The sequence below is a fragment of the Pseudomonas sp. S37 genome (assembly GCF_016658545.1).
Classification (GTDB): Bacteria; Pseudomonadota; Gammaproteobacteria; order Pseudomonadales; family Pseudomonadaceae; genus Aquipseudomonas.
Map to the genome: position 1 here is coordinate 1 of NZ_JACVZC010000063.1, position 12,973 is coordinate 12,973.

A 12,973-nucleotide genomic window follows, 5' to 3' on the forward strand; every position below is an offset into this window, starting at 1 on the left:
GCGCGGCTTTGCGTCGCTATGGGCTGCGCAGCAGCCCCGACTATCTGTGCTGGAACCGCGACTTTGGGGCTGCTGCGCAGCCCATCGCGACACAAGGCCGCTCCTACAGGTGACCGCATTGCCAAATCAGTCGGGCCGGCCCTGGCAAAGAAATGTAACAGCTCCCCATTCGGCATCACCGGCAAACGGGTCTAGGCTGAAGCCCATGTGATACCGGGCCCCTCTGACGGCTGCCACGCCGCCATGTCGGATCACTGTTGCCATGCAACGTCGACATTCAAGGAGGGGCTCATGACAGCTCTGCAGGCATTCCTCACCACCCCGTTCCTCGGTACCAGCGCCTGGTTGTGGCTGGTGTTCATGACCATCGTCATCGGTTTGCTGGTGCTCGACCTCGGCGTGCTGCACCGCCACGACCGGGAAATCGAAATGCGCGAGAGCCTGCTGCTGTATTCGGGCTATTTCAGCGTCGGCGTACTGTTCGGCGCCGGGGTCTGGTACCAGTTGGGTGCGCAGTCGGCGCTGGAGTTCTACACCGGCTTTTTGGTCGAGCAGTCGCTGTCGATGGACAACGTGTTCGTCATGGCGATGATCTTCAGCTACTTCGCCATCCCCCGCCGCTACCAGCACCGCGTGTTGTTCTGGGGCATCCTTGGGGTGGTGTTCCTGCGGGCGATCATGATCGGCGTCGGCGCCGCGCTGGTGCAAAACTTTGCCTGGGTGTTGTACCTCTTCGGCGCCTTCCTGCTGTTCACCGGGGTGAAAATGGCGCTGTCGAAAGAAGACAGCCACCCGGACCTGGCCAACAACCCGATCATCAAGTTCGTGCGCCGGCACATGCGGGTGACCGACCAGATCCACGGCTCGCACTTCTTCATCCGCCAGACCCCGCCAGGGCACAGCAAAGCGCTGCGTTATGCCACGCCGTTGTTCCTGGCACTGGTGCTGATCGAACTGGCCGACCTGGTGTTCGCCGTCGACAGCGTGCCAGCGATCTTCGCCATTACCCAGGACCCGTTCATTGTCTACACCTCGAACATCTTTGCCATCCTCGGGCTGCGCTCGCTGTACTTTGCCCTGTCAGCGTTGATGCACCGGTTTGTGTACCTCAAGTACGCGCTGGCGCTGGTGTTGATTTTTATTGGCTGCAAGATTTTCTATCACGGCATGGTGGGCAAGGTGCCGGCGTTGCTGTCGCTGGGGGTGACGTTCGGGTTGTTGCTGGGTGGGGTGGTGGTTTCGTTGGTCAAGACGCGGGGGGAGAAGGTGGTAGTCGTGGATCAGTCGCTCGAGCAACCTGCAAATGCAGGTCGTACACTCGACCAGAAAGAGGATGACCCGCAGATGCGGGTCTGATTTCCCCTACTTGAATTTAAATAACGCCCATACAAGCACCATCCAGATGCATCCAGTCATGTTTAGCCAGGCTGAAATTTTCAACCTGCGTTTAAGCTTCTTCGGAAACGCATCTAGCTCGCCAGCATCCAGTTGACCCATTCGCAGCGCTAGCCACGGAAATGCCACTAACCCACTTGCCGTACACAGCGTCATCCAGCGCCACTTGAATGAACCAGAACCCCAATAACGCTTGATGCTTTCAAAATAGGGGTTGCTGGTGATGGCCGAGCAGGCGACGTCATAATCTTTGGTCAACGTAGAGACAGCACTAAGGAGCAGTCCTGGTATGGCGATAGCAAAAGGACTTAATAGAAGCGCCACTTTTGCGAGTGGTTGCCAGTCAGCAACATCAATCACTGGTTGCCTCATAATGCCCACTGAATGGCATACAGCCAAAAAAACGCAGCTCCTGGTTCAAACTTAGATATTCACTAAGCATTGGAAAGTTCGACTACTGCGACTGCAACCGAAAGCCAAACGAACCCGATGATCGACAACCACACCGAAACTCCAAGTCTTCGTTTGAGCTTTGGCGGAAATGCTTTTAATTCATTGATATCCAGCTTGCCGTAACGCAAAGCCAGCCCTGGGAATGTGACGAGACCCCCTATATTACAGATCAGCATCCAGCGCCACTTTAGGCTTGATGTTCCCCACGCCACCTTTACCGCTTCTATGTAGGGATTGCTAGTGATCGATGAACAGGCAACGTGAAAATCTCGAGTCAGGGTAATGTAGAGGTTTATTGATACGCCGGCGATGGATATAAGGAAGGGTGTGACTAGGAACATAATCTTCATGGCGACCGGCCAGGTTTCAAAGCTCATTTTGAAGCCTCATAGATAAACTCCCCCGCAAACCCGCCAGCCAATTCTCCCAATTTGCCTCCTGCAAGCCCGCCCGCTCCAGCGACTACAATCCCACACAATGGAGCCGCTAGCCCCCCGGTTCCTATGGTAAAAGCCGCACATAACGTACCGGCTGCAGCGCCGGCCAATGCTGCCCCGACCGTTGCTCCTCCCACTCCCATGCTGAAAGCACCGGTTTCAATAAATTGGACCTTTGCACAAGCTTCAGCGTTACCTGCTCTGCAAACCTCTTGAACTTTTAAATACGAAGAAGTCCCACCCAACCCAATCGCAGCATACCCTCCATACTCAACGAACTTGCTAAGCCGCGCCACCTTGTCCAGATGCGTCGCATACCCCGGAATCTGCCCCGGCCCGCCGGCCTTCGACCAGTGGTGCACAAGGCTCTTGGTCGAAATGTTCAAGCTCTTCTTCAGCCGCTCGTAGGTCCCCAGGTTCAGCTGTTTGTTAAGCAATGCCACTTTCAACTGTCCATCCAGCTGCTTCAGCAGTTTTCGCCGTTCGGCAAAGAAGCCCGGGCTGTTCAAATGGCCATGGCGCATGAACTCACGCTGATGCAGTTGCTCAATGCTGGTTAACGTACTACTGACCTGATTCAGCCCTTGTTTCAGCATGTCGGTGCCCACGCCCATGGACTGGCTGGCGTTACCGAGCAAACCGGCGATTTCCGCCTGGTGCTGCATCATGAAGTCCGCTTCGGCGAAATCGAGCACCGTCAGCGCACGGCGTGCGTGCTGCGCTGCGGCCATCAGCTGGCCTTCCTCGCGGGTGCAGGCATCGCCATTGTCAGGGTCACCGATTACGAAGATTTCCCCTGCCTTAAAGCCTTGGTCAAACGTCGGGTTGAGCCGTTGCAGCCGGGAGATTGGCAACGTGGCATCGTGCCCGGCCAGTTCCAGCAGTACCTGTGCGAACGACATACGCCGCGGAATCACATAGAAACCTGGCTCCAGGGTACCGGGCACCGCAACTGCAGCAGGTTGGGAGAAACGTTCGGGGTAAACGGCGGTTGATGGTTCGGCAAAATGAGTATCCGCACGCCCTGCAGCGGAGCGAATGGGCGGAAATGCTTCAATCAACGGGGCGACCACCCGATTACTGCCCGGCGAACAGCCGCAGAGCACCAGCGCACCATCCGTGGCGACCCGCCGGCCATCGGAAATGAAGAAATCCACCCCTTCAGCGACGATGCCTTCCTGCCCACAAAGCGGGCATGACGTGGTGGGGTCACCTTCGCGCAGCACCATGCGGCCCTCGTCGAGATAGCTTGCGCCCGTCGCAATGCAAACAGCTCCCGTTGTGGTGACATCGCCATCAACTGCCTGACCTCTTCCCCCTAGCGTGGCGCGCATATGCAAACTCCCTGTGCATGATTGAAGTTAGAAACCTAACATCAGCACGGGGCACCCAAGTGGCTTGAGTCGAAATTCAGATATTTCCTACAAAATTACCAAACTTACACGCCAGGGAGCATCGAGTTATTTTTCTTACCGCCTCCAGCGAATTTTCCCACACTCGGAACTCCACTTGCCTGATTGTAATCCCTCAGCGCGCTTCGTCAGCATGCATGCTTTCCGCACAAGGAGTGCACCATGCAAAAGCTGTCAATTCCCGAATTCCCCAAGCTACGTATCAACCGCAAGTTAGTTGCTGCCATTGCAATCCCGATTGTCACTATCGGTGTCCTGGCGGCCATTTTCAACAACGTGTTCTTCTACAACGAAGCCGGCCAGATGACCCATGTACGCACGATCTTTGGCGAGGAAAAAGTGGTCGAGGATGTGGGCTACGCAACCCAGTGGTTCGGCCGCAGTACAGCCTGGCGCCGGACCATCGGCGTGCAGTCCTCGTTGCGTATGGACAACCCGGAGGACACCCGCGGCGGGCACCCTTCGGTCACGCTGGAAAGCCTGCCCATCGTGTTTCTCGGCAACGTCGACGCCAAGGCTGAGTTCAGCACCCAGTTTCGTCTGCCTTCAGGCGAGGCCTTTCTGAAAATTGCCCAGGAGTACCGCACACCCGATAACTTCCTGCAGCGTGCATTGCTGCCGGCGGTAAAAGAGACGCTACAGGCAACAGCCTCGCTGATGAGTGCCGACGACTATTACGCGGGCAACCGCAGCCACTTTGGTGCCGAGTTTGAAAACCAGCTGCGCAACGGCCTGTACCTGACCAGCCGCAAGGAAATCCGCGTGCAGCGCGACAACTATCCGGCCCAGACTGCCATTCTGCAGGCCGGCACCGAACAGGGCAGTTTTGGCGACAACAGCGCAACGCGTTTCGTCATTGAAAAGAAACTCGATAAAAACGGCCAGGAGCTGCGCAAGCAGCAGCAATTCCGCCTGTTTGGCGTAGAAGTTGTCGACGCCCGCGTCACCCATATCGACCCCAATCCGCAGTACCAGCAACGCATGGTGCGCGTGCAGCAGGCATTGGCGGAGCTGGCCGTGGCGCGGCAGAACCGGCTGAAGGAAGAAGAGGAGAAAGAGCTGGTTTCTGCCCGGGGTGCCAAGGATGTCGAGGCCAAACGCCAGGAGAGCCTACGCCAGCAAATCGAACGTACTACCGAGGCCGAAACAGAGAAACAGCTCACGCTGATCAATGCCGAGCGGGAAAAACGGCGCGCTGAGATCGACAAGCAAACGGCCGAGCTACTGCGCGACAAGGCACGTGTGAATGCAGAAGCGACAAAGATTACCGCCGATGCCGAAGCCCACGCCCGCGAGGCCTCGCTCAAGGCCGATGGTGCCCTGCAGACCAAGCTTGATGCCCTGGTGAAGATCAACCGGGCCTGGGCAGAGGCCGCTGCACGGGCACCGGTGCCGAGTGTGATGATGGGGGGTGTTGAAGGTGGTATTGGACGGCAGGATGAAATGAGCAGGCTCATGAGTGTCTTGGCGACGAAGGCTGCAAAGGATCTGGTGGTGGACCTGAAGACGCAGTGAACCTGGAAGGGCCTCTTCGCGGGTAAACCCGCTCCCACAGGGTCAGTGCAGCCTGATAGGCCTGCGCAATACCTGTGGGAGCGGGCTTACCCGCGAAGAGGCCGGTACAGGCTGACGAAATTACCGCCCGCTACGCAACATCTCTGCCGGCACCTACTCCCACAGGGTCAGTGCAGCCTGATAGGCCTGTGCAATACCTGTGGGAGCGGGTTTACCCGCGAAGAGGCCGGTACAGGCTGACGAAATTACCGCCCGCTACGCAACATCTCCGCCGGCACATACTTGCCGATCTCATACTTGCCAATCGCCGCCCGGTGCACTTCATCCGGCCCGTCGGCCAGGCGCAGGGTGCGCTGCATGGCATACATGTAGGCCAGCGGGAAGTCGCCGCTCACCCCTGCCCCGCCATGCAGCTGGATCGCCCGGTCGATCACCTTCAGCGCCACGTTCGGCGCCACCACCTTGATCTGGGCAATCTCGCTGCGCGCCACCTTGTTACCGACGGTGTCCATCATGTAGGCCGCTTTCAGCGTCAGCAGCCGGGCCATGTCGATTTCCATGCGCGAGTCGGCGATCTTGTCGACGTTGCCGCCCAGCCGCGCCAGCGGCCGGCCGAACGCCGTGCGCTCTACCGAGCGCTTGCACATCAATTCCAGCGCACGCTCGGCCATACCGATCGAACGCATGCAATGGTGGATACGCCCAGGCCCCAATCGCCCCTGGGCGATCTCGAAGCCACGGCCCTCGCCGAGAATCACGTTCTCATAGGGCACCCGCACGTTCTCGAACAGCACTTCGGCATGGCCATGCGGCGCATCGTCATAACCGAACACTGGCAGCGGGCGGACGATCTTCACCCCGGGCGTATCGGTCGGCACCAGCACCATCGAGTGCTGCTGATGGCGCGGCCCTTCAGGGTCGGACAGGCCCATGAAGATCATCACTTTGCAACGCGGGTCGCAGGCGCCGGAGGTCCACCACTTGCGGCCATTGATCACCCACTCGTTGCCGTCACGCACGGCAGTAGCGGCCATGTTGGTGGCGTCCGACGAGGCCACGTCCGGTTCGGTCATGGCGAACGCCGAGCGAATCTCGCCGCGCAACAGCGGCTCCAGCCACTGGCGTTTCTGCGCCTCGCTGCCGTAGCGCACCAGCACTTCCATATTGCCGGTATCCGGCGCCGAGCAGTTGAACGGCTCCGGGCCGAGCAGCGAGCGGCCCATGATTTCCGCCAGCGGGGCATATTCCAGGTTGCTCAGGCCGGCGCCATATTCCGACTCGGGCAGGAACAGGTTCCACAGCCCTTCAGCACGGGCCTTGGCCTTGAGTTCTTCCATGATGGCAGTGGGCTGCCAGCGGTCGCCCTCGGCAACCTGGCGCTCGAACACCGCCTCGGCGGGGTAGACATAGGCGTCCATGAACGCTGTGACGCGCTCGCGCAGTGCCTGGACCTTGGGCGAATAGGCGAAATCCATCGGGGCTACCTTCACGGTTCGGAGTACATGGGCCAGAGCCTAGAGCAGCATGGCCCGATCCACCTAGTCTATTTTCCGCGTGTATAAACATTCATAACCGATATATGATCGAGCCATAATTCCAACAAAGAGCGGCGCCCATGAACCTCAGCAAGGTCGACCTCAACCTGTTCATCGTGTTCGATGCGATCTACACCGAAGCCAACCTGACCCGCGCCGGGCAGATTGTCGGCATCACCCAGCCAGCCGTGTCCAACGCCCTGTCGCGGTTGCGCGAAACCTTCAACGACCCGCTGTTCGTACGCACCGCGCAAGGCATGGTGCCCACGCCCATGGCGCAGAACATCATCGGCCCGGTGCGCAACGCCCTGGCGCTGCTGCGCACTTCGGTGCAGGAAAGCCGCATCTTCAACCCGCAACAGGCCAACAAGACCTTCCGCATCAGCATGACCGACCTGACCGAGGCGGTCATCCTCCCGCCACTGTTCCAGCGCCTGCGCCGCCTGGCACCGGCGGTGCTGATCGAAAGCTTCCTGTGCAAGCGCCGCGAGACTACCAAGGAACTCGCCGCCGGCCGCCTGGACTTCGCCATCGACGCACCGCTGAACACCGACCCGCAGGTGCGTCACGTCAAGTTGATGCAGGACCGCTACGTCTGCGCCTTGCGCCAGGGCCACCCGCTGGCCGACAGCAAACTGACGCTCGACAGCTACCTGGGCATGACCCACATCCACATTTCCAGCCGCCGCAACGGCCTGGGCTATGTCGATCTGGCCCTGGGCAAAATGGGTGTGCAACGCAAGGTCGCTTTGCGTTCCCAGCACTACCTGATGGCCTCGCAGGTGTTGCAGCAGACCGACATGGCGATGACCGTCCCCGAGCGCTTCGCCCGCCGCCATCAGCTGCGTTATCACCCACTGCCGGTGGAAATCCCTGCGTTGGAAACGCACCTGTACTGGCATGAAAGCACCGACCAGGACCCGGCCAACCGCTGGATGCGCGAGCAGATTACCGAGCTGTGCGAGCGGGTAGTGGCTGAGGAAGAGCGCGCTGTGGAGCCGGCTTGAAGCTATTGATGAGGGGCTATTTACTTGCCCCTCATCCTTGCGAGAAAAAAAATCCTACAAATCAGCCATTGAATAGAATTATTTTTTGAGAAGACCCCGTTTAGAGCGGTCGTAAGCGAAATATATCTCTCAGGCCGCGGGTACGCTTACGCCAACGATCGCCGATTTCACGGCGACAGACATGGACCCGCCCCAATGCCAAGCGCCCCGCTCTACTTCGATTACGCCGCCACTACCCCGGTCGACGACCGGGTCATCGAAACCATGCTCGCCTGCCTTGGCAGCCAAGCCAACTTCGGCAACCCGGCGTCCAGTGGCCACGCCTTCGGCCAGGCCGCCCGCAATGCCGTGGAGCAGGCGCGCCAGCAGGTGGCCGACCGCGTCGGCGCGCAAGCCGAAGCCGTGGTCTGGACTTCTGGCGCAACCGAGTCGAACAACCTGGCACTCAAGGGCATTGCCCAGGGCGTGCTCCAGGGCGTAATGCAGCCCGGGCACCTGATCACCAGCCAACTGGAACACAAGGCAGTGCTCGACACCGTGGCCGAACTGGAGCGCCAAGGCTGGGCCGTCACTCGCCTGGCCCCCGACGCTGCCGGCCTGATCCAGCCCGCTGCCGTGCAGGCGGCTTTGCGCGCCGACACCCGCCTGGTGTCGCTGATGGCCGTCAACAACGAGTTGGGCACGATCACCGATTTTGCCGCGATAGGCGAACGCGTACGCGCCCATGGCGCCCTGCTGCACGTGGATGCGGCGCAGGCCGTGGGCAAACTGGCCATCGACCTGAACGCGATGGCCGTGGACCTGATGTCGTTTTCGGCGCACAAGGCGTATGGGCCAAAAGGTATCGGTGCGCTCTATGTGGGGCCGCGCGCCCGCCCATTGATGCGTGCACAGATGCACGGCGGTGGCCATGAACAGGGTCTGCGTTCCGGCACCCTGGCGACCCACCAGATCGCCGGCATGGGCAGCGCTTTCGCCCTGGCCGGCCAACCCGGCGACAGCGAGCACCAGCGCCTTGCACAACTGGCCAGGCGCCTGCGCGAAGGCCTGCTGGCCTTGCCTGGCGTCACCCTCAACGGCTGCGCCAGCCAACGCATACCCCATACCCTGAACCTGTGTATCGACAGCAAGGGTTTCAACAGCGCGGCGCTGGCCAGCGAGCTGGCGCTGTCGACCACTTCGGCCTGCAACTCGGCAAGCAATGCGGCCTCGCATGTCCTGTTGGCACTGGGGCTGAATGAGCACCAGGCACGCAACAGCGTGCGCTTGAGCATCGGCCGTTTCAGCACCGAGGCCGATGTGAACAAGGCGCTTGAAGTGTTTGGCCGGGTACTGGCAACGGCATCCGCAGCATTGTGGTAGTGACGCGTCAGAACAAGCGGCTGTCCGGAGTGAAGTCCTCGACCTTGATCGTCGCGCGCTGTGCCTGAGAGAACCGTCAGGGTTTACTCAGATTTACCGCCACAGCGTTCTGGATCAGGGACTTGAAGGCCTGCTCATCAAGCGTGTCACCTTCGAACAGGTCGATGGCTCTTCGGGTGTTGCCTTCCAGGCTGGCATTGAACAGATTGGCCGGGTCACCCAGCCGCGCGCCCTTGGCGAACGTCAGTTTGAGCTTGTCTTTGTAGATTTCGCCGGTGCAAAGAATGCCAGCGTGGGACCAGACGGGAACGCCGCGCCATTTGACCTCTTCGACGACTTGCGGGTCGGCCTGGTGGATCAGCTTGCGTACATGAGCGAGGGCAGTACCACGCCAGTCGGGGTGGGCGGCAATGCGGGTGTCGATCTGAGCAGAGGGAGTGGGATCTGGCATTACTGTGGCCTCGATGGGATGAGTGCCTCAGTATTGGACAGTTTCGGCATTGCTGGCGGCGCTTTTACGCTTTTTCCGATCGGTTCGACATGCCGCTCCCACAGGCCCCCTGCTCAATCAGTAAGTCATGTACAGTTCCATGAGCGCGGCCTTGCCGGGGCGCCGGGCCGGTCGGATGGGCCGCAAAGCGGCCCCGGCATTCTCACAGGAAAGTGAACACCTGCGCCGCCGGTAACCGCGACTTGCTCAAGCCAGCATTGAAGTCGCTCTCACTGCGATACCCCAGGCTGAGAATCACCACACTGGTAAACCCGCGCTCACGCAACCCCAGTTCGGCATCCAGCAGCTTGCTGTCAAAGCCCTCGATCGGCGTGGCATCCAGCCCATGTGCCGCGGCACCGAGCAAGGCCGTGCCCAAGGCCAGGTAGGTCTGTTTCTCCATCCAGTGCTGGGCGTCCTTCTGGTCGAAGCGGTGCAGGTCCACATAGTGACGGCGGCTCTGGTTCTGCGCCGCACGCGCTTGCTCGTCACGGAAACGCCCGTCGGCAGCCTCCTGGTCGAGCACACCATTGAGGTGCGCCTCCGTCATTTCGGTGCGGGTGCAAAACACGATCACGTGCGAGGCATCGAGCAGCTTCGGCGTGTTGTAGGCATAACGCTCCGTGGTGCTCTTGGCGAGGCGGGCCTTGCCTTCTGCGCTGTCGGCAACGATGAAGTGCCAGGGCTGGGAATTGACTGACGACGGGCTGTGGCGCAATTGTTCGAGCAGGGCTTCGACAGTGGCCTGGGGAATACGGCGCGAGGCATCGTAGGCTTTGGTGGTGTAACGGCGCTTGGCCAGCGAGACGGTATCCATGTAAAAACTCCGGAATGAACAGTGGATTTGCCGCGCATCTTATCTTTCCGGTAGAAAAGAAAAACCGGCACAATGCAGCAACACTTTCGTCTCTGGAGTGAAAATGCTGCGCATCGCCGACCTCGAACTGTTCGCCCGCAGCAGCGTGCTGGGCAGTTTCACTGCCGCTGCCCATGAAGCGGGCCTGTTGCCAGGCCAGGTGGCTGCCGCCATCAAGCGCCTGGAGCGTGACCTGGATGTGCGCCTGTTTGCCCGCACCACCCGCAGCCTGCGCCTGACCGCCGAGGGCGAGCGCTACCTGCCCACCGCGCTGAATGTGCTGGAGAGCCTGCGCCAGGGCCATGAAGACTTGCACGGCAACCCCCATACCCTGCGCGGCACCTTGCAGGTATCGGCGCCGTCCGACATGGGCCGCAACATGCTGCTGCCGTGGCTCAGCGCCTTCCGCCGCGAACACCCGGCGTTGCAGTTGCGCTTCTTTCTCTCTGACCAGATTGCCGACCTCAACCGCGACCCGGTGGATGTAGCCATCCGCTACGGCCTCAACCAGGATGCCAACTACATCGCCCTGCCGCTGGCCGCCTGGAACCGCCGGGTACTGGTCGCCTCGCCCGACTACCTGGCCCGCCACGGTCACCCGCTCACGCCCGATGCCCTGCAGCAGCACGCCTGCCTGCTTTACATGCAGCACAACCGGGTATACGACAAGTGGCAGCTGGGCAACCGCACCGTGCAGGTAAGCGGGCCGCTGGTCAGCGACGACGCCGACGTCATCCGCCGCCTGGCCATTCAGGGCGAAGGTATCGTCTACAAATCGTGGCTGGATGTGAGCGCCAACATTGCCGCCGGTGAACTGGAAATCGTCCTGCCCGAAATGCTCGGTGAGCCAACCCCGGTCACCCTGGTGTGCCCGCATCGCAAACAGCTCACACCGGCGGTGACGCAATTGCACCTGTGGCTGCGCGAGCGCTTCGAACAGTTGCGTGACCGGGCACTGACCAACGGCTGCACAATCGTTCCAGACTGAACGGGGCCAGTGCGCTAAGGTAGCCATTTCCCCCCAAGGCACACGTCCATGAGCAACTGGATCGACTTCAAACAAGATGCCGACACTGGCATTGAGTCGGTCCGTGCGCATTTCGTCGGGCATGCCTACGACCCGCACTGGCACGACAGCTTCCTGGTCGGCGTGACCGAACAAGGTGTGCAGCAGTTCAACTGCCGCCGGGTGCGCCACCGCAGCACGCCGGGCCAGGTGTTTCTGCTCGAGCCCGGCGACATCCACGATGGCCTGGCGCCGACCGAAGAAGGCTTTACCTATTCGACGCTGTACCTGGAGCCGGCCTGGCTCGACCAGCAACTGCGGGCGCTGTTCGAGCAGGCACCGGGTAACAGCCTGCCCAGCTTTGCCGATACCCTGTGCCACGACGAACGCCTGGCCCGGGCCACCGCCCTCGCCTTCCGCGCCGTGCATGACCAGGACTTGCGCATCGTCCGGCAAACCGCCACGGACGACCTGCTCGCCTGCCTGACCCGCCACCTGCACTGGCGCCGTCGCATCAACCCCGACCCGCGCCTGCCGCTGACCGCGCAGCGTGCGCGGGACTTCCTGCACGCCAACCTGGAGCGCGACATCGGCCTGGAAGACCTGGCCCAGGCCTGCGGCATCGACCGCTTCCGCCTCACCCGTGCATTCAAGGCTGCATTCGGCATTGCCCCGCATGCCTACCTGATCCAGCTGCGCCTGGCCCGGGCGCGGCGCCTGCTTGCCCAAGGCCAGACGCCTGCCGAAGTGGCCGTGGCGCTGGGCTTTGCCGACCAGAGCCACTTGGGCCGCTGGTTCCGCCGCGCCTATCAGCTGACCCCGGCCGACTACCGCAGGCGCTGCTCAAACCTTCCAGACTGAGCGCCTGCAAGCCGCGAGCATGGCGCTTCGATTTTCCGGAGCGTTTGACCATGTCGCAGTCGTTGTTGCCCTTTATCCTGTTCGCCCTGGTGTCCAGCATCAGCCCGGGGCCGACCAACCTGTTGATCCTTGCCCACGGCGCCCGGCTGGGCCTGCGTGCGAGCCTGGCGCCGATCATGGCAGCCTGTGGCGCTGCGGCAGCGATCGTGCTGCTGGTCGGGCTGGGGCTGGGTGAACTGCTGCTGCGTCACCCGCTGGCGCAACAGCTGATGAGCTGGGCCGGGGTACTGTGGCTGAGCTGGCTGGCGTGGAAGATGCTGCGCAGTGCCGCTGCCCCGCTGCAGACGGACACGGCGCAAGGTTTTAGCGCCTTCAGCGCCGCCTCGCTGCAGGTGGTGAACCCCAAGGTGTGGATGATGGCCGTGGCGGTGATCGGGGTGTTTGCTGCGCCGTCGCTGCCGGTGTGGCAGCTGGCGCTGGTGTTCTTGTTGATTGCCTTGCCGTGCATGGCGGCGTGGGCGGTGTTGGGGGTGGGTAGCGCGCGGTGGTTGCAGGCACCGCAGCGGTTGCGATTATTCAACCAGGTGCTGGCAGCGGTTTTGCTGGTTTCTGCCTGGGCTGCCGTTCTGGCTTGAGCCCTCCAC

Annotated in this window: 13 protein-coding genes; 7 read left to right on the forward strand and 6 right to left on the reverse strand. The window is 61.3% G+C overall.

The window, feature by feature from the left end; translation table 11 throughout:
• The first annotated feature begins 291 nt into the window (after window positions 1-291).
• Entirely contained in the window at window positions 292-1,356 is a 1,065-nt protein-coding gene (locus tag IAE39_RS18325; protein WP_201205127.1) for a TerC family protein, read from the forward strand.
• Window positions 1,357-1,362: 6 nt separating this feature from the next.
• On the opposite strand, the gene IAE39_RS18330 is transcribed toward IAE39_RS18325, so the two are convergent.
• The 3 genes from IAE39_RS18330 to IAE39_RS18340 form a co-directional block, all read right to left on the reverse strand.
• Window positions 1,363-1,755, reverse strand: a complete 393-nt coding sequence (locus IAE39_RS18330) for a hypothetical protein (protein WP_201205129.1) — start codon at window positions 1,753-1,755, stop codon at window positions 1,363-1,365.
• A 74-nt stretch (window positions 1,756-1,829) separates the two neighbouring features.
• Window positions 1,830-2,225, reverse strand: a complete 396-nt coding sequence (locus IAE39_RS18335) for a hypothetical protein (RefSeq protein ID WP_201205131.1) — start codon at window positions 2,223-2,225, stop codon at window positions 1,830-1,832.
• A complete protein-coding gene (locus IAE39_RS18340; protein WP_201205134.1) occupies window positions 2,222-3,619 on the reverse strand; it encodes a PAAR domain-containing protein in 1,398 nt (465 codons plus the stop codon). The genes IAE39_RS18335 and IAE39_RS18340 overlap by 4 nt, the downstream gene beginning before the upstream one ends.
• A gap of 240 nt (window positions 3,620-3,859) precedes the next feature.
• Between IAE39_RS18340 and IAE39_RS18345 the strand changes: the two genes are divergently transcribed.
• A complete protein-coding gene (locus IAE39_RS18345) occupies window positions 3,860-5,212 on the forward strand; it encodes an SPFH domain-containing protein (RefSeq protein ID WP_201205136.1) in 1,353 nt (450 codons plus the stop codon).
• Window positions 5,213-5,457: 245 nt separating this feature from the next.
• Here the strand turns inward: IAE39_RS18345 and IAE39_RS18350 are convergent, their stop codons facing one another.
• A complete protein-coding gene (locus IAE39_RS18350; protein ID WP_201205139.1) occupies window positions 5,458-6,687 on the reverse strand; it encodes an acyl-CoA dehydrogenase in 1,230 nt (409 codons plus the stop codon).
• 140 nt (window positions 6,688-6,827) lie between these two features.
• On the opposite strand from IAE39_RS18350, the gene IAE39_RS18355 reads away from it, so the two are divergent.
• Both IAE39_RS18355 and IAE39_RS18360 read left to right on the forward strand, forming a co-directional pair.
• Window positions 6,828-7,754: a LysR family transcriptional regulator gene (locus IAE39_RS18355; RefSeq protein WP_201205141.1), complete on the forward strand. Its 927-nt coding sequence runs from the start codon at window positions 6,828-6,830 to the stop codon at window positions 7,752-7,754.
• Window positions 7,755-7,949: 195 nt separating this feature from the next.
• Window positions 7,950-9,116 carry a cysteine desulfurase family protein gene (locus tag IAE39_RS18360; RefSeq protein WP_201205143.1) on the forward strand — a complete coding sequence of 389 codons (1,167 nt, stop codon included), beginning with the start codon at window positions 7,950-7,952 and terminating at the stop codon, window positions 9,114-9,116.
• Between the two features lie 76 nt (window positions 9,117-9,192).
• On the opposite strand, the gene IAE39_RS18365 is transcribed toward IAE39_RS18360, so the two are convergent.
• A complete protein-coding gene (locus IAE39_RS18365) occupies window positions 9,193-9,567 on the reverse strand; it encodes a DUF1801 domain-containing protein (RefSeq protein ID WP_201205145.1) in 375 nt (124 codons plus the stop codon).
• Window positions 9,568-9,769: 202 nt separating this feature from the next.
• Window positions 9,770-10,423, reverse strand: a complete 654-nt coding sequence (gene nfsB / locus IAE39_RS18370; RefSeq protein WP_201205147.1) for an oxygen-insensitive NAD(P)H nitroreductase — start codon at window positions 10,421-10,423, stop codon at window positions 9,770-9,772.
• Window positions 10,424-10,526: 103 nt separating this feature from the next.
• Here nfsB and IAE39_RS18375 point away from each other — a divergent pair, with 103 nt between their 5' ends.
• From IAE39_RS18375 to IAE39_RS18385, 3 genes are read left to right on the forward strand one after another with little or no spacing between them, the layout of a single operon-like run.
• Window positions 10,527-11,450, forward strand: coding sequence for a LysR family transcriptional regulator (locus tag IAE39_RS18375; RefSeq protein ID WP_201205149.1), 924 nt, complete (start codon window positions 10,527-10,529; stop codon window positions 11,448-11,450).
• Window positions 11,451-11,498: 48 nt separating this feature from the next.
• Complete coding sequence (locus IAE39_RS18380; protein WP_201205151.1) at window positions 11,499-12,329, forward strand: AraC family transcriptional regulator; 831 nt, start codon at window positions 11,499-11,501, stop codon at window positions 12,327-12,329.
• A 50-nt stretch (window positions 12,330-12,379) separates the two neighbouring features.
• Window positions 12,380-12,964, forward strand: a complete 585-nt coding sequence (locus IAE39_RS18385) for a LysE family translocator (protein WP_201205152.1) — start codon at window positions 12,380-12,382, stop codon at window positions 12,962-12,964.
• Window positions 12,965-12,973: the final 9 nt, after the last annotated feature.